Here is a 16974-nt window from a genome sequence, read left to right as displayed (position 1 = left end):
CGGAGAGGCGACCTTCGCGAGTTGAATGCCGAAGGACCGCACCGTCAGGTCGGCACGGCCTCATAATGGTCCTCGGACCGGCACGTCCGGTTGCGGCCATTTTGCTTGGCGCGGTACAGCGCCCGGTCGGCGCGTTGCAGCAGTTCCGCGGGCGTTTCCTCCCTGGCGAAGGTGGCCACGCCCAGGCTGGCCGTGACCATCAGTTCGCGGCCATCGGGCAAGGGCACCGCCCTGACCGCGATCTCCTCGCGGATCTGCTCGCCGAAGACCGCCACTTGGTCGAGGTCGCAGTCAGGGGCCAGGACGACGAACTCCTCGCCGCCGAACCGCGCCACCGTATCGGCCGACCGCGCGGTTTCGACCAGCAGGCGCGAAACATGGCGGATGACCTGGTCGCCGACCGAATGGCCATAGGTGTCGTTCACATGCTTGAAACGGTCGATGTCGATGATCAGCGTCGAAAAGGGCGTGGCCGAGCGACGCGAACGGTCGGTCTCCTCGACCAGCTTGGCATCGAGATAGCGGCGGTTGAACAGGCCGGTCAGCGGATCGCGGATCGCATCACGCTCCAGGGCGGAGATGCGCACGATATCGTTCGTGGTCAGATCGGAAAGCCGCGCGACGATCAGGACGAAGGCGCCCCCCGATGAAAGGATCAGCGAAACGATCAGGTCCGACATGGCGAGCGGCGAGCCGAGGCGAAGAAACCCGAAAGCGGCATAGCCCGCGATGAACGCGAAGATCAGCCCGCGAAGCCACAGCCACCCCGTCCGCAACCGACCACGCCCCAGCATCCGCAGGATAGACGCGATCGACGGCAGCGACATGACGAGAAAGGCCATCCCCGAAACGATTGCGAGCGAAACAAGCCAGGCCATGATCTGGCATTAGCGAAGAAACCTGTAGATTCCGTTGATGATCGAAGCGGAACAGACAGGCCCCGGCGCAAGACGCGGCCCGCCCGATCGAAGCGCCGCACCATTCAGATGTTGTTGTTTATTCTGAATTTTGTTCGCTTTACTGGCCCACGTGGAGTCGAAAACCCGTGCGCCCCACCCTCACCCCAATATCGCGGCGATATCCATCGGCCGCCCGTTGCGACGCAACTCCACCGTCACGCGCGGCTCGACGCCGTTTCGCCCCTGTCCCGCCCGGCCCAGTACCGCCCCCGCCGCGACACGCTGGCCGGGCCGGACGGCGACGCCGCCCAGACCGGTCACGAGGCTGGTCCAGCCCGCGCCGTGATGGACGATGACGATCCCGCCATAGCCCCGGAACCGGCCCGCATAGCGCACCTCGCCGCCCGCCGGTGCGACGACCGGGGCGTAAGGCACGGTGGCCAGCGTGATGCCGCGCGCGCGGACGCCCGAGTCCGAAATCTCGCCAAAGCCGCCCGCGACCTTGCCCTGTACCGGCAGTCGATAGGTTCCGGGCGCGATGGCCGGACCCATCGCCCCGGGGGCCAGGGGCCGTGCGGTCGGCCCCGCCAGCGCGACCAGTTCGCCGGCCGTCGCATGCGCCTCGCCGCGTTCGGCCATGCGGTCGACGATGTCGCGTGCCGCCTCGCCCAGCGCCAGCGCGCGGTTGGATTCGTCGACCGCCACCTGCCCCAGCGCCTCGGCACGGCCGCGATGGCTGGCCTCCAGCTTGGCCAGCGCCTGGCGTTCGCTCTCCAGCTTCGTCGTGGTGGCGGCCAGGGCCCGTGCCGCCAGTGCCGATTGCGCGCGCACCCGCCGGGTCGCGGCCAGTTCGGTCCGAACCACCGCCGACCGCGCGGCGATGACCGGCGATACGGTGGCGAAGACCGCGCGGACATGCGCCAGATCGGCGATCGATCCCGGCTGCACCACCGCCGCGACCGGAGGACGCGCCGCCATGCTCTGCATCGCCGCCAGCAGATGCGCGAGCGGTGCCTGTGCCGCCGCCAGCCGCGCCTGTTGCTGGGCCAGCAGTCCAGCGACCAGGTCGACCCGCGCGCGCGCCGCCGTCACCTCCGCCTCCGCCGCCGCGACGCGCGCCGCCATGGCGCGCTCCCTGGCCTGGGCGATGGCGGCGGCATTGCGCTCGGCCCCGGCCTGTCGCTCCAGCGCCTGGGCCCGTGCCTGCGCCGCCGCCGCGCCCGCCCGCGCATCGGCCAGGCGGCGCTGGTCGGCGGCGATGTCGGTCGCACCCAGCAGCGCCAGCCCCGCCATCGCCAATATGCCATGACGCCGCTTCACGCGCCTATCCCTCGCGGTGATAGGGGTGGTTGGCCAGGATGCTGGTCGCGCGGAACAGCTGCTCGGCCAGCATCGCCCGCGCCATCATGTGTGGCCAGGTCGCCCGGCCATAGGAGATGAGCAGGTCGGCACGCGCGCGATCCGCATCCTCGAACCCGTCCGCCGCACCGATCATGAAGCGGCACTCGCGCACGCCATCGTCGCGCCAGCGCTCCAGCCGACGCGCGAAATCCATCGAGGATAGATTCTCGCCCTTCTCGTCCATCAGGACGAGGCGCACCTGCCCCTCCAGCGGCGGAACCTTGCCGCCGGTGTCGGGGAGTTCGGTGACCTTGGTCGGCCAGCCGATCCGCTTGATATAGCGATCGACCAGTTCGGCCTCCGGCGAACGGCCGATCCGCCCGCGCGCGACGATATGCAGCAGCACGGGCGGGCGCTAGATCGTCAGAGTTGGCGGTCGGCGGGACTCGCGGGCGGAGTCGGCGCATCGCCGAATGCCCACATGCGCTCCAGATTGTAGAAGCTGCGCACCTCGGGCCGGAACAGGTGGACGATCACGTCATTGGCGTCGATCAGCACCCAGTCGGCGGTCGGCAGACCCTCGATCCGCACCGAGCGGCCGAACTCCGCCTTGATCTTCTCGGCGAGCTTCATCGCCATCGAGGCGACCTGCCGGGTCGAACGACCGCTGGCGATCACCATGAAATCTGCGATCGACGACTTGCCCGCGAGCGGGATCGAAATCGTCTCCACCGCCTGGTCGTCGTCGAGCGAGGCGAGAATGAGGCGGTGCAGCGCCTCCACCTCGGCAGGATCGGACGGACGCGGCGATTGCGGGGAAGTGGCCAAGTGAGCTCCTGTTCAGGGGACGTTTCGGCCCATATGCCGAAACCAGTCCGGATCGCGGGCCCGAAGGCCCGTGGCGGAAGTCGGGTCGGGGCGGAAGCGCAACAGCACGAAGGCCGGCAAACTCCACATCGTCCAGTTCTTCGCCTGGCCCGGACGCCTCTGGAAACGCCTGAACCAGCCCAGCGCGGGTGTCGCGTGGGCGGCGGCATTGTACCCCGGACGGCCGATAACCGCAATCGGGATCGCGCGCGCAATCGATCGCCACCCGCGCCACCTGTGAAATTGCTCCAGATTGTCCTCGCCCATCAACCAGATGAAGTCATGGCCGGGATAGCGCCGCTGGACTCGGCGGACGGTGTCGAGCGTGTAGCGGGTGTGGAGTTCCCGCTCGATCGCGCTCGCCCGGATCGGCGCGCGCCGGGCCATGATCCGCGCGGATTCCAACCGCGCGGCAAAGGGCGCCATGTCCCCGACGCCGTCCTTCAACGGATTGCCCGGCGACACCAGCCACCAGACCTCATCCAAGTCGAGCGCGCGGAGGGCGTCCAGCGTGATGCGGCGATGGCCGCGATGCGCCGGGTTGAACGACCCGCCGAGCAGGCCGATCCTCACACACCATTCTCGGCGCGGATCTGCCCCGAACCCCGCCCGACCCATTTATAGGTGGTCAGCCCCTCCAGCGCGACCGGGCCGCGCGCATGGAGCCGCCCCGTCGCGATGCCGATCTCCGCCCCCAGGCCGAACTCGCCGCCATCGGCGAACTGGGTCGAGGCGTTCCAGAGGACGATCGCGCTGTCCACCTCGGCCAGGAAGCGCTCGGCCACCGCCTCATCCTCTGCGATGATCGCATCGGTATGGTGCGAACCATGGGCGGCGATGTGCGCCATCGCGCCGTCCAGACCGTCGACCAGGGCCACGCTGGCGATCGCGTCGAGATATTCGGTGTCCCAATCCTCGGGCGTGGCGGCCTCCAGTCCCGGCACCATCTCGCGCACCGCCGCATCGCCGCGCACGGTGCAGCCCGCCCTCACCAGGCCATCGACGACTTCCGCCGCGTGACAGAAGGCGCGATCGATCAGCAACGTCTCCATCGCGCCGCAAATGCCGGTGCGGCGCATCTTGGCGTCGCGCACGATGCGCCAGGCCATGCCGTGATCCGCCGACGCATCGACATAGACATGGTTGATCCCGTCGAGATGCGCGAGCACCGGCACCTTCGCCTCGGCCTGCACGCGCGCGACCAGGCTCTTGCCCCCGCGCGGGATCAGCAGGTCGATCAGCCCGTCCGCCACCAGCATCGCGCCCACCGCCGCGCGGTCGGTGACGGGGACGAGCTGCACCGCGTCCGCCGGACCGCCCGCCGCCGTCCAGCCCGCGACGAAGGCGGCATGCAGCGCACGGTTGCTGTGCACCGCCTCAGAGCCGCCGCGCAGGATCGCGGCATTGCCCGCCATCGCACAGAGCGCGGCGGCATCGATGGTGACGTTGGGGCGGCTTTCATAGACGATGCCGATCACGCCCACCGGCACCCGGACGCGCGACAATTTCAGGCCGTTGGGCCGCACCCGCTCGTCGATCCGCTCCCCGACCGGATCGGGCAGCGCCGCCACCGCCTCGACGCCCGAGACGATCCCGTCGATCCGCGCCGCGTCCAGCTTCAGCCGGTCGAGCATCGCGGGCGACAGGCCGTTCGCCGCGCCCGCCGCCATGTCACGGCCATTGGCCTCCACGATCGCCGGGGTCGCGTCGCGGATCGCGCGCGCGCCGGCACGCAGCGCGTCGGCCTTGGCGGCGGTCGGCATACGGGCCAGCAGCTTCGCGGCGGTGCGCGCACGGGCACCCATGTCGGCGATCAGGGCGGGAATGTCGTGATGGTCGGCCATGCGGGCTCGGTATCATGGTCGGGCGGTGGGCCCAAGCATGGGAATCTTTGCTTGGGGAAAGGGCGGGGCCCTGCCCCTCCACCATGCTGCGCATGGTCCCCCTCCCCAATCATAGCTTGGGGAGGAATGGGCTACACCAATCCTCCCCATCTCCGATGGGGAGGGGGACCGCCCGGCGCAGCCGGGTGGTGGAGGGGCATTCCCCACGCAATGTCACTCCCCCTCTCCATTTGTTCATCCCAAGCCCCTATGACATTCCCCATGCACAGCCGTTTCGAATCCCTGCCCAACCGCCGCGCCATCGTCGATCGTCGGGCGCTGGCCGAACAGGTCGCCGCGCTCGGCATTACGGGCCCCGAGGGTCGCACCCTGGTCACCCCGATCCTTCGCGCCGCACTCGACGCCGGGCGGCAGGAGGTGGCGCGGCGGCTTCTGGTCCATCCGTCACGCGGGCTGGAGGCGGCGGCGGCGCAGGCCTATCTGACCGACCAGGTGCTGCGGGTGCTGTTCGATTTCACCACCGAGACGCTCTACCCCCTCAGCAATCCCACGGCGGGCGAGCGGCTGACCCTGATCGCGGTCGGCGGCTATGGCCGGGGCGAGATGGCGCCCTATTCGGATGTCGATATCGGCTTTCTCACCCCCTTCAAGCAGACGCCCCATGCCGAGCAGGTCATCGAATCGATGCTCTATTCCCTATGGGATCTGGGGCTGAAGGTCGGCCATTCCAGCCGCTCGATCGACGAGATGATCCGCCAGGCCAGGGCCGACGTGACCGTTCGCACCGCCCTTCTGGAAGGGCGGTTCCTCTGCGGCGACCAGACGCTGTACGACGAAGCCGCGCGCCGGTTCAAAACCGAGATCCAGACCGATTCGCATCGCCAGTTCATCGCCGACAAGCTGGCCGAGCGCGACCTGCGCCACCGCAAGATGGGCGACACCCGCTATGTCGTCGAACCCAATGTCAAGGAAGGCAAGGGCGGGCTTCGCGACCTGCATGCGCTCTTCTGGATCGGCAAATATGTCTATGACGTGGACCGTGCCGCCGACCTGATCGAGCGCGGGCTGTTCACCCGCGAGGAATATCGCCAGTTCCACCGCGCCGACAATTTCCTGTGGGCGGTCCGCTGCCACCTCCATACCATCACGGGGCGCGCCGAGGATCGGCTGACCTTCGACGTGCAGCGCCAGATCGCCGAGCGGATGCGCTTCTCCGACCGTCCCGGCAAGGCCAAGGTCGAGCGGTTCATGCAGCTCTATTTCCTCCAGGTGAAGACGGTTGGCGCGCTGACCGGTGCGTTCCTGGCGCATCTGGACGAGCGGTTCGCGGCGCGCGGGCACCGCTTCGGCCTGCCCACCATTCGGCGCCGCCCGCGCCGGTTGAACGGCTTCGTGCTGGATCGCGGGCGCCTCGCTTTGCCCCGTGACGACTTTTTTCAGGAAGACCCGGTCCGTCTGATCGAAATCTTCCAGCTCGCCGACCGGTACGAACTGGAAGTCCATCCGCTGGCGATGCGGGCGGCGTCGCGCGATGCCAAGCTGGCCGATGACGTGCGCCGCGATCCCCGCGCCAACGCGCTGTTCCTCGACGTGCTGACCAGCCGCCGCGATCCCGAGCTGGTGCTGCGCTGGATGAACGAGGCGGGGGTGTTCGGCCGCTTCGTGCCCGATTTCGGCCGCGTCGTCGCGCAGATGCAGTTCGACATGTATCACCATTATACGGTCGATGAGCACACCATCCGCGCACTCGGCCTGCTCGCCCGGATCGAGCGGCAGGATATGGTCGAGGAGCACCCCGTCGCCTCGGCGATCATCGGCCAGATCGTGTCGCGGCGCGTGCTCTATGTCGCGGTGCTACTGCACGATATCGCCAAGGGGCGCGGCGGCGACCATTCCATCCTGGGGGCGGAGGTCGCCGAACGGCTCTGCCCGCGCCTAGGCCTGAGCGAGGCGGAGACCGAGACGGTCGCCTGGCTGGTCCGCTGGCACCTCCTCATGTCCGCCACCGCGTTCAAGCGCGACCTCTCGGACTTCAAGACGATCCTCGATTTCTGCGAAACGGTGCAGAGCCCCGAGCGGCTTCGCCTGTTGCTGGTCCTGACCATCGTCGATATCCGCGCGGTCGGCCCCGGCACCTGGAACGGGTGGAAGCGCCAGTTGCTCTCCGACCTGTACGAAGCCGCCGAGGAGGTGCTGCGCCTGGGCCACAAGCAGCGCGGGCGGACCGAGCGGATCGCGGCCAAGCAGGCGCGGCTGGGCGAAATGCTCGGCTGGCCCGAGGCGCAGATAGCCGCGCATGTCCGCCGCCTGCCCGAAGCCTATTGGATCGCCGAGCCCGAGGATGTGCTCCTTCATAACGCACGGCAGATGGCGGCGGCGGGAGATGCGCAATTGTCGATCGACGCCCAGGTCTATGCGGAGCGCGGCGCGACGCTGGTGTCCATTTACGCCGCCGACCATCCGGGGCTGTTCTACCGCATCGCGGGGGCGATCCATGTCGCGGGCGGCAACATCATCGATGCGCGCATCCACACGACGCGCGACGGGATGGCGATCGACAATTTCCTGGTGCAGGACCCGTTGGGTCGCCCCTTCGACGATCCGGGTCAGCTCGGCCGCCTGCGCCGCGCGATCGAGGATGCGCTGGCCAATCGCAACAAGCTGGCCGACCGGCTGGTCGCCAAGCCCTCGATCCGCCCGCGCGCCGACGCCTTCCCGATCGCGCCCAATGTGTTGATCGACAACCGCGCGTCGAACCGCTTCACCGTGGTCGAGGTCCATGCCCGCGACCGCCCGGCATTGCTGAACCAGCTGGCCCATGCGCTGTTCCAGTCGAAGGTGACGATCCATTCGGCGCATGTCGCGACCTATGGCGAGCGCGCGGTCGACGTCTTCTATCTGACCGACCTGACCGGGGACCAGATCACCAATGGCGGGCGGTTGAAGACGCTGGAGAAACGGTTGCTTGGCGCGGCGGCGGGGGAGGTGATGGAGATTGCGGCGTAATTCCCGGTTCCTCCCCAAGCTCGGCTTGGGGAGGGGGACCATCCGAAGGATGGTGGAGGGGCGGGACGGACCGGCCATGCCCCTCCACCACGCCCTGCGGGCGCGGTCCCCCTCCCCATCTGACGATGGGGAGGATTGACACGTGACGCCGGTCAGCCGCGATCGAATTTGCTCTTCCCCGCATTCCGTCCCCCGCGAACCCCAAGAAAAACCCCGGCAGCCCAAAGGACTCCGGGGTCTTTCAAAGCCATCACCCGGGAACAAAAACCCCCGAGTCGACCAGGCTCACTTCGGCGCCAGCACCATCAGCATCTGGCGGCCTTCCATGCGCGGATAGGCTTCGACCTTGGCGACCTCGGCCACCTGCTCGGCGACGCGCTGGAGCACGTTCATGCCCAGCTGGCCGTGGCTCAGCTCGCGACCGCGGAAGCGCATGGTGACCTTCACCTTGTCGCCCTCGCCGATGAATTCGACCACCTTCTTCATCTTGGTGTCGTAATCATGGTCGTCGATGTTCGGACGCATCTTGATCTCCTTGATCTCCTGCGTCTTCTGCGACTTGCGGGCGAGGTTCGCCTTCTTCTGGGCCTCGTACTTATATTTGCCGACGTCCAGGAACTTGGCGACGGGCGGATCGGCGTTGGGCGACACCTCGACCAGGTCGAGTCCCAGCTCCTGGGCCTGAGCCATCGCTTCGCGCGTGTACATCACGCCGAGATTCTCGCCCTCATGGTCGATGACGCGAACCTTGGGGCTTTGGATCCACTCGTTGAATCGGGGACCGTTCATCGGCGGCGCCTGCATCGGACGGCGCATCATGGGAGGACGTATGGGTATTTCTCCTGTGGCAATTACCCGTCCAATATAGGCGATCGGGCGCAAATTTGAAAGGGCGAGACACATGTCCCGCCCTTTCCTTGATCATTTGTGGATTCAGCCGCGCAGATCGGGCGGAGTGGCCTCGTCGCGCAGCATCGCGATGGCCTCGTCCAGCGTCATCACCTCCTGGGCCTGGCTTCCCAGACGGCGGACGGCGACCTTGCCCTCCTCGGCCTCGCGCTTGCCGACGACCAGCAGCACGGGCACCTTGGCGACCGAGTGCTCGCGCACCTTGTAGTTGATCTTCTCGTTGCGCAGATCGGTCTCGACCCGGATGCCCGCCGCGGCCAGCTTCGCCGCCGCCTCTTCCGCATAGCCATCCGCATCCGACACGATGGTCGCGACCACCGCCTGGACCGGCGCGAGCCAGACGGGGAAGCGGCCCGCATAATGTTCGATCAGGATGCCGATGAACCGCTCATAGGATCCGAAGATCGCGCGGTGGAGCATGATCGGGCGGTGCCGCTCGCCATCCTCGCCGATATAGGACGCGTCGAGTCGCTCGGGCAGAACCCGGTCCGACTGGATGGTGCCGACCTGCCAGGTCCGGCCGATCGCGTCGGTCAGATGCCATTCCAGCTTGGGCGCATAGAAAGCCCCCTCGCCCGGCAGCTCTTCCCAGCCATATTGCTCGGTCGCCAGCCCCGCCCGCACGACCGCGTCGCGCAACTCGGTTTCGGCCATGTCCCACATCTCTTCGGTGCCGAAGCGCTTTTCGGGGCGCAGCGCCAGCTTGATCGAATAGGTGAAGCCGAAATCCTTGTAGATCCGGTCCGCCAGTTCGCAAAAGGCGCGGACTTCCTCGACGATCTGGTCCTCGCGGCAGAAGATGTGTGCGTCGTCCTGGGTGAATTGGCGCACGCGCATCAGGCCGTGCAGCGCGCCATGCGGCTCGTTGCGGTGGCAGCAGCCATTCTCGTAGAAGCGCAAGGGCAGGTCGCGATAGGACTTGATCCCCTGGCGGAAGATCAGGACGTGCGCCGGGCAGTTCATCGGCTTCAGCGCCATCCACTGCGCATCGTCCGACACCAGCGGGCCCTCGTCCTCGACGTTCGGCACCTCGTCGGGGATCACGAACATATTCTCGCGATACTTGCCCCAATGGCCGGACTGTTCCCATTGGCGCGCGTCCATGACCTGCGGGGTCTTGACCTCGCGATAGCCGCCCGCGTCGATCGCGCGACGCATATAGGCCTCCAGCTCGCGCCAGATGCGATAGCCCTTGGGATGCCAGAAGACCGAGCCATGCGCTTCCTGCTGGAGGTGGAACAGGTCCATCTCATTGCCCAGCTTGCGATGGTCGCGCTTGGCGGCCTCTTCCAGGCGCGTCAGATGCTCGGCGAGCTGCTTCTTGTTCAGCCAGCCGGTGCCGTAGATGCGGCTGAGCATCGCGTTCTTCTGGTCGCCGCGCCAATAGGCGCCCGACACGCGGGTCAGCTTGAAGGCATTGGGATCGAGCTTGCCGGTCGAGGCGAGATGCGGCCCCCGGCACATGTCGAGCCAGGCGTCCTCGCCGCGCCCCGCGCGATAGACGGTCAGTTCCTCGTCATCGGGCAGTTCGGCGGCCCACTCGGCCTTGAAGGTCTCGCCCTGCGCCTTCCAGCGCTCGATCAGCTGCTCGCGGGTCCAGACCTCGCGGATCAGCGGCTCGTCCTTGGCGATGATCTCGCGCATCTTGGCCTCGATGGCGGGCAGGTCTTCCTCGGTGAAGGGTCGGTCCTTCGGCGCGAAGTCGTAGTAGAAACCGTCATCGGTCGCGGGGCCGAAGGTGATCTGCGTGCCGGGGAACAGCGCCTGCACCGCCTCGGCCAGAACGTGCGCATAGTCGTGGCGGGCGAGTTCGAGCGCGTCCGCCTCGTCCTTCGCGGTCACCAGCGCGAGGGCGGAGTCCCCCTCGAACGGGCGCATGATGTCGCGCAGCTCGCCATCCACGCGCGCGGCGATGGCGGCCTTGGCCAGCCCCGGCCCGATCGCGGCGGCGATGTCCGCGGGGGTAGTTCCGGGCGCGACCTCACGGACGGAACCGTCGGGCAGCGTGATACGGAACATCGCGGACATGGATACTCTCTTCGATAGCTAGGGATGATGCGCGGGCGATCCACCCGGCGCGGGGGCTCTATAGGGAAGAAACTGCGCGGCGTACATGCCCCTCCAAGCAGCCGAACGATGGCCGGCATAAGGCTAGCGTCCACGGCCAGCGCTCCGGTACGGGCCCCTGAACAGGAACATCCGAATCGGTTTGGCGGTCTTCCAATAGCGTCCCGTCAATCCAAGAAATCTCCGGCCCTCCAGCGGTCGAGGCGAAGCAGTTGGCGATAGGCCTCGACGATAATCTCGACACCGAGCCGTTCCTGCTCGTCCATCACGATATCCAAATTTTCAACGGCCACGGCGGTTCCCTGCATATTGACCGTTGCCGCATTATTACCGGTGACGCCGTAGTCGATATCAACGGCCAGAATGCAGTTGGCCCCCATCGACAAGGCTTTTTCGACCAATATGGATCGCGCCGCCGCCTCGCCACGATTGACCTTGTGACTCATGCCGGAACTGACATTGACGGCACCGAACATGTCAGACACGCCTTGACTGAATTCGTTAAAGAAGCCCGTGCCGACCGTGACATTGGCTGTCACCATGTTCTTTAACTTGACACGACAGCCCTCCGGCAGGGTCGAGACTGTATACATCGGGAAATTCTCGATATTGGTCTGTAGCTTTTGCTTCAAGGCACCGGCTTGCTCGCTGATTTTTTTCCTACTGTAATAGACAAGTGTTTCGCCACATTTTTCACAAAGATCAGTATATTCTCCATTCTCGAAGAAATTTACGATCTTCACATCCGCTGGAGATTTCCGTGCATTTCCAGTGCGAAAGGTGGATGCCTCAACAATTTTGGCACCGCAATTGCCACACTCATCCGCCATATACCCCACAGTCCTTACAGAGCCGGTTTCACTCCAGCATGCCATATCGATGCTGATTGGAAACCCCTGATGGCCAGGACTGCGCAGAATATGCAAAGGGAGAAAGGGGGAGACCTTGAACCAGAGCTGGCTACTGGGACCTGCGAAGAGGCGCTCCAACCCGTAGATGTCCCCAATCGCATCGAGGCTCAGGCGTGGCCCTGCACCGCCGGCAACACCCCCAGCGCGGGGCGGGCATACCAATAGCCCTGGTGATAACGCACACCCAGTTCGTTCAGGGTCGCGGCCTCGGCGGCGGTTTCGATCCCCTCGGCGATCAGCAGCGTATCGAGTTCGGCGCACATGCCGACCATGGCGCGGACGATGGCCCGCCGGCGGGGGTCGGTGTCGATGTCGCGGACCAGCTCCATGTCGAGCTTGACCTCGTCGGGATGGAAACGGACGAACCGGTCCAGCCCCGAATGGCCCGAACCGAAATCGTCGATCGCGACCGAAAAGCCGATCTGCTTATAGGTGTCGATAATACCGGCGACATGCTCGGGCGAGCCCATCTGCTCATTCTCGGTGAATTCGAAGATCAGGCGGTCGACCGGCAGCCCCTGGGCCTGGGCGGTGCGCAGGGTCAACTGGATGCAGGCCATCGGCGAATAGACCGCATTGGGCAGGAAGTTGATCGACAGCCGCGCGTCACCCCCCATGATCCCCGCCGCCATCGCGGTCTCGATCGCCTTGACCCGGCACGCCTGATCGAAGGAATAGCGATTGGCCTCGGTCACCTGCGACAGGACGCTGTATGCGCCCTCTCCCTCCAGCCCCCGGATCAGCGCCTCATAGGCGAAGGGCAGACCGGTGGTCGTATCCACGATCGGCTGAAACGCCATGGTGAACGGGATTTCGAAATCGACACCGTCGCGGCATCCGGTACAGATTTTGCGCATTTCCATTCGCTTGCTCTAGGCGCAAATGGTTAACGCAAGCTGCCGCGCCGAAAGAAAAGGGCGACGCCGGTCCGTTACCGCCGCCGCCCCTGTCGGTCAGCGATCGCCGCTATGACTGGCCTGACCGCCCTTGGAACCGGCTTCCGCCGCGCGTTCGGGATCGTTCTTGAAATTGCCGCCGCTCTCCTGGCCGCCCTTACGCCCGGCTTCGGAAGCCTTTTCGCGGTCATTGGCGAAGTTGCCCGGATTGTTCTCGCGGCCACCGCCGCCATTGCTGTCTGCCATGATGTCTCTCCTACTGTCCCCGCGGCAGATAGACGAAGCGCAGATCGTTCAAGTTGCCGAACCGACAGAATCAATATTATTCTGCATAAATCGCCGAAACTGATCCTGTTTATGGAGCGAGGCGGCATGTCCAGGGCGGATCATGACCCATATCATTATCCACCACAGAGGGACACGGGCCCTTCCGGCTTTCAGACCCCGCCACGTACGACATGACATCGCGCGGCCGATCGGGGTTTATTGATCGATCGCGTAGGCCACCATCAGCGTGACCTTGAAGTCGACGGGTGCGGGCGACAGATCGACACGGACAGGCGCGCTAGGCGGCGGCGGAGGAGGAGGCGGGGGCGGCGCGGAGGATGCACCAGCCGGCGCACCTTCCGGCATCTCGATCACGACTTCGCGATAATTGCTGTCCTGCACCCGCAGCAACCTGCCCAGCTTCTGCCCCGATCCTTCCGCGATCAACTGCGCCTGTGCCCTGGCCCCGGCCAGCGCGGTCCGCATGGCCTTCTGACGCACGGGCTCCGAGTTGCTCAGCCCGTAATCCTGAAGCTGGACCTGCAATCCGCCAAGCCGGCCGATCACGCCGACCAGCGTACCCGCATCGGCGACGCGGGGCGTGCTGATGCGCACCGGCATGGTGGCGACATAGCCCTGGATCGCGCAGGCGCCAGTCGACAGCTGGACCTGGCCGTAACCGCTGTTGCACTCCCGCGAGCGCACCGGCTGGATTGCGAAGTCGGACGTCTGCAATTCCATCGCGCCGCGCACCACCTGCTCGGCGCCCGCGCGAATGGTCTTGGCCTGATCGCGCAGTCGCGTCGTCGCCTCGTCGGACGTCGCGCCCTCGCCACGGACGGTGTAACTGATGGTCGCCCGGTCAGGGGGCGCCTGCGCGGTGCCCGTCGCCGATACCAGAATCTGCGAAGGCGATGATGTCTGCGCCACCGCCGCCGTGGTGGTCAGCGCGACGCACATGCCCAGGGTCCATGCCTTCATCTATACTCTCCCTCACACGATCCCGAACGGCACCACATGATTGTCCTGGATATGCCCGATCCGCGCGCGTCCAAGATAGGGCACGCTCATCTCGCCGCACCAGCGCTGGATCATATATTCCAGTGTCTCGCCCCATTCGGGCTCGTTGGGCTGGACGTTGCTGACCGCGCCCAGCCGCACGCCCGCCACGCCCTTCAACTGGGTGGCGTTGGCCATGGTGAACAGCATCCGGTCGACCGCATAGAGATGTTCCGACACCTCCTCGATGATCAGGACATGGTCGGTCAGGTCGGGCAGCCAGGGCGTTCCGATCAGCGCGTGCAGGATCGACAGGTTGAACGCCGCCGCCGGACGTCCGTCGAGCCCGGGCTCCAACCCCTGCCGGTCGCCGCTGACCAGCCAGCCGAGCGAGCGCGCCACGGTCACGTCGCCCTGCTGGCGGCGGATATCGCTCGCCATCGGCCCGTGCACCGGCCGCCCGATCCGCCGGGCGTAGAGTGCGGCCAGCACGAAGCCGAGATCGGAATAGCCGATATAGGTCTTGTGCCCCGCCGCCGCGTTGAGGTTCGGCATGACCCGCGACAGGATGCGGTTCGATCCATAACCGCCGCGCAGGAACCAGATGGCGTCGATCCCCGGATCGTTGGCGAATTCCAGGAAGGCCGAGGCGCGGCGTTCGTCGGACCCCGCGAAATGCCCGTCCTGCTCATAGCATTGCGGGTGAAAGATCAGGTCGACCTGCGGATAGGCAATGGCGGCAAAGGCGCCGACCGGCGCTTCGGCGGCGGGGTTGCCGATGCTGGCCGGGGCGAGGATTCCGATCTTCATTTCAGCGCGTCCCTTCACTGCCGATTTGGGGCTGCCCATCCGGCCGGGCATTGCCCTGCACCACCAACTCGCCGATAGCGTGGCGCCATGACCAACGGCAATTCCTGTTTTCTGGTGGGCATCGGCGGATCGGGGATGATGCCCCTCGCCATGATCCTGCGCGCGCGTGGATGGACGGTGGCGGGCTCCGACCGGGGGCTCGACCAGGGGCGGGTCGCGGCCAAGTTCGATGCACTGCGTGCCGCCGGGATCGCGCTGTTCCCCCAGGACGGATCAGGCGTGACCTCGGCCGATCAGCTCGTCATCGCCTCGGCGGCGGTGGAGGAAACGGTGCCCGACATCGTCGTCGCCAACCTGCTGGGTTGTCCCCGCGCCACCCGCGCGCGAATGCTCGCCAGCCTGTTCAACGAAAGCCGCCTGCCGATCGGCGTGGCGGGGACCAGCGGCAAGTCGACCGTCACCGGCATGATCGCCTTCATCCTGCACCAGACCGGCCGCGACCCGACCGCGATGAACGGCGCGGTGATGAAAGACTTCGTCTCCCCCGACAGCCCCTTCGCCAGCGCCCTGGTCGGCGGCGGCGAGGCGTTCGTCAGCGAGGTGGACGAAAGCGATGGCTCGATCGCGCTCTATGATCCGGCCATCGCGGTGCTGAACAATGTCAGCCTGGACCATAAGTCGCTGGAGGAATTGCGCGACCTGTTCGGCGGATTCGCCAGGCGCGCACGCCACGTCGTCGCCAATGCCGGCGATGCCGAGACAGCGGCGTTGCTGGCGGACCTGCCCAACCTGACGACCTTCGCGGTTGGCGGGGCGGCCGATCTGGTCGCCGAAGCGCTGAAGCCCGAGCCCTTCGCGATTCAGTTCGATCTGGTGACCGGCGGCGCGGGCTATCGGGTCCGCCTGTCGGTGCCGGGCCGCCACAATGTCTCCAACGCGCTGGCCGCCATCGGGGCGAGCGTGGCGGCGGGCGTGCCGCTGATCGACGCGATCCGCGCGGTCGAGCGCTTCACCGGGCTGAAACGCCGGTTCGAAAAGGTCGGCGAGGGCGGCGGGGTGACCGTGATCGACGATTTCGGCCACAATCCCGACAAGATCGCCGCGACGCTCGACACGCTCCATGCCTTTCCGGGACGCCTGCTGATCCTGTTCCAGCCGCATGGCTATGGTCCGCTGAAGGTCATGCGCCGCGAACTGGTCGACAGCATCGCCGCGCGGATGAAGCCCGGCGACGTGCTGGCGATGCCCGACCCCGCCTATTTCGGCGGTACCGTCGCGCGCGAGGTCACGAGTGCCGACATCATCGCGGACCTGGGCGATCGCGGCGTCGACGCCCGCCACATCGCCGACCGCGCCGGGGCGGCGGCGGCACTGGTCGCGGAAGCGCGAGGGGGCGACCGCATCGTGGTGATGGGCGCGCGCGACGACACGCTAAGCCTGTTGGCGCAGGACATGGTGGAGCAACTCGCCGCCACGTAAAGGACGCTTTACGTAAAGCGAGCTTTCCATGTAAAGCTTCCTTCACATTCGAAGGAGGCTCGTCATGCCCATGCAACCCGAAATGAAGCGCTATACGCGCCGTCTGATCACTATGATGACGCTATACGCCGTTGCTCTGGTGGGGGCGAATATGGGGTTCCGCCACGCTCACCCGACCGGGGTGCTGGCCTATCTGGTCGCCGTGTTGCCCGCCCTGCCGATCATCGGCGTATTCGTCGTCATTGGCCGCCTGCTGGTCGAAATGCGTGACGAATATGTCCGGATGCTGTTGGTGCGCCAGTCGCTGGTGGCAACCGGCTTTGCCCTGTCGATCACCACGGCCTGGGGATTTCTGGAGAGCTTCGGTCTCGCCCCCCATGTGCCTGGCTATTATGCGGCCGTGATATGGTTCGCCGGATTTGGGGTCGGTGGCGGCTTCAACGCAGTGCAGGAATGGCGGGCGAGGGCGTGAACAACCACCTGCGCACCCTGCGCGCCGAGCGGGGCTGGAGCCAGCAGGAGCTGGCCGAGCGGCTGGAGGTCAGCCGCCAAAGCGTCAACGCGATCGAGACGGGCCGCTACGACCCGTCACTGCCCCTCGCCTTCAAGATCGCCGAACTGTTCGACCGCGCGATCGAGGAGATTTTCGTCAGTCCCTCGCGCGGCTGATTTGGCCAAT

17 protein-coding genes are annotated in these 16974 nt (G+C 66.4%); 4 read left to right on the top strand and 13 right to left on the bottom strand.

Annotation, left to right across the window (positions count from 1 at the left end; all coding sequences use genetic code 11):
• Positions 1-44: 44 nt before the first annotated feature.
• The 6 genes from OXQ33_RS08245 to OXQ33_RS08220 all read right to left on the bottom strand — a co-directional run bounded on the left by OXQ33_RS08245 (position 45) and on the right by OXQ33_RS08220 (position 4951).
• Positions 45-878, bottom strand: a complete 834-nt coding sequence (locus tag OXQ33_RS08245) for a GGDEF domain-containing protein (RefSeq protein ID WP_267434201.1) — start codon at positions 876-878, stop codon at positions 45-47.
• A 180-nt stretch (positions 879-1058) separates the two neighbouring features.
• Entirely contained in the window at positions 1059-2219 is a 1161-nt protein-coding gene (locus OXQ33_RS08240; protein WP_267434200.1) for a peptidoglycan DD-metalloendopeptidase family protein, read from the bottom strand.
• Between the two features lie 4 nt (positions 2220-2223).
• Positions 2224-2646: a 23S rRNA (pseudouridine(1915)-N(3))-methyltransferase RlmH gene (locus tag OXQ33_RS08235; RefSeq protein WP_267434199.1), complete on the bottom strand. Its 423-nt coding sequence runs from the start codon at positions 2644-2646 to the stop codon at positions 2224-2226.
• Positions 2647-2663: 17 nt separating this feature from the next.
• The gene (gene rsfS, locus OXQ33_RS08230) at positions 2664-3068 is read right to left on the bottom strand and encodes a ribosome silencing factor (RefSeq protein ID WP_267434198.1); all 405 of its coding nucleotides are present in this window, start codon (positions 3066-3068) and stop codon (positions 2664-2666) included.
• Between the two features lie 12 nt (positions 3069-3080).
• Positions 3081-3680, bottom strand: coding sequence for a nicotinate-nucleotide adenylyltransferase (locus OXQ33_RS08225; RefSeq protein ID WP_267434197.1), 600 nt, complete (start codon positions 3678-3680; stop codon positions 3081-3083).
• Positions 3677-4951 carry a glutamate-5-semialdehyde dehydrogenase gene (locus OXQ33_RS08220; protein WP_267434196.1) on the bottom strand — a complete coding sequence of 425 codons (1275 nt, stop codon included), beginning with the start codon at positions 4949-4951 and terminating at the stop codon, positions 3677-3679. The genes OXQ33_RS08225 and OXQ33_RS08220 overlap by 4 nt, the downstream gene beginning before the upstream one ends.
• 261 nt (positions 4952-5212) lie before the next feature.
• Here OXQ33_RS08220 and OXQ33_RS08215 point away from each other — a divergent pair, with 261 nt between their 5' ends.
• Complete coding sequence (locus OXQ33_RS08215; protein ID WP_267434252.1) at positions 5213-7957, top strand: [protein-PII] uridylyltransferase; 2745 nt, start codon at positions 5213-5215, stop codon at positions 7955-7957.
• 285 nt (positions 7958-8242) lie between these two features.
• Here the strand turns inward: OXQ33_RS08215 and infC are convergent, their stop codons facing one another.
• The 7 genes from infC to OXQ33_RS08180 all read right to left on the bottom strand — a co-directional run bounded on the left by infC (position 8243) and on the right by OXQ33_RS08180 (position 14816).
• Positions 8243-8776, bottom strand: a complete 534-nt coding sequence (infC, locus tag OXQ33_RS08210) for a translation initiation factor IF-3 (protein WP_037569087.1) — start codon at positions 8774-8776, stop codon at positions 8243-8245.
• Between the two features lie 114 nt (positions 8777-8890).
• On the bottom strand, positions 8891-10894 hold the full coding sequence (gene thrS, locus OXQ33_RS08205; protein ID WP_267434194.1) for a threonine--tRNA ligase: 2004 nt from the start codon (positions 10892-10894) through the stop codon (positions 8891-8893).
• Positions 10895-11100: 206 nt separating this feature from the next.
• Positions 11101-11922 (bottom strand): heavy metal-binding domain-containing protein, encoded by an 822-nt coding sequence (locus OXQ33_RS08200; protein ID WP_267434193.1) that lies wholly within the window; start codon positions 11920-11922, stop codon positions 11101-11103.
• A gap of 29 nt (positions 11923-11951) precedes the next feature.
• The gene (locus tag OXQ33_RS08195; RefSeq protein WP_267434192.1) at positions 11952-12701 is read right to left on the bottom strand and encodes an EAL domain-containing protein; all 750 of its coding nucleotides are present in this window, start codon (positions 12699-12701) and stop codon (positions 11952-11954) included.
• A gap of 96 nt (positions 12702-12797) precedes the next feature.
• Complete coding sequence (locus OXQ33_RS08190; protein WP_267434191.1) at positions 12798-12986, bottom strand: general stress protein; 189 nt, start codon at positions 12984-12986, stop codon at positions 12798-12800.
• Positions 12987-13223: 237 nt separating this feature from the next.
• Positions 13224-13988 (bottom strand): SIMPL domain-containing protein, encoded by a 765-nt coding sequence (locus OXQ33_RS08185; protein WP_267434190.1) that lies wholly within the window; start codon positions 13986-13988, stop codon positions 13224-13226.
• Positions 13989-14000: 12 nt separating this feature from the next.
• Positions 14001-14816, bottom strand: a complete 816-nt coding sequence (locus tag OXQ33_RS08180; protein ID WP_267434189.1) for an LD-carboxypeptidase — start codon at positions 14814-14816, stop codon at positions 14001-14003.
• 87 nt (positions 14817-14903) lie between these two features.
• Here OXQ33_RS08180 and OXQ33_RS08175 point away from each other — a divergent pair, with 87 nt between their 5' ends.
• The 3 genes from OXQ33_RS08175 to OXQ33_RS08165 all read left to right on the top strand — a co-directional run bounded on the left by OXQ33_RS08175 (position 14904) and on the right by OXQ33_RS08165 (position 16964).
• Complete coding sequence (locus OXQ33_RS08175; protein WP_267434188.1) at positions 14904-16295, top strand: Mur ligase family protein; 1392 nt, start codon at positions 14904-14906, stop codon at positions 16293-16295.
• Positions 16296-16377: 82 nt separating this feature from the next.
• Positions 16378-16767, top strand: coding sequence for a hypothetical protein (locus tag OXQ33_RS08170; protein WP_267434187.1), 390 nt, complete (start codon positions 16378-16380; stop codon positions 16765-16767).
• On the top strand, positions 16764-16964 hold the full coding sequence (locus tag OXQ33_RS08165; RefSeq protein WP_267434186.1) for a helix-turn-helix transcriptional regulator: 201 nt from the start codon (positions 16764-16766) through the stop codon (positions 16962-16964). Before OXQ33_RS08170 ends, OXQ33_RS08165 begins: the two co-directional genes overlap by 4 nt.
• Positions 16965-16974 lie beyond the last annotated feature (10 nt).

It is taken from the genome of Sphingomonas sp. GM_Shp_1 (assembly GCF_026540895.1).
GTDB lineage: Bacteria > Pseudomonadota > Alphaproteobacteria > Sphingomonadales > Sphingomonadaceae > Sphingomonas.
The sequence above is the reverse complement of the archived record's forward strand: the minus strand, read 5'-3'. Positions and strand labels throughout refer to the sequence as shown.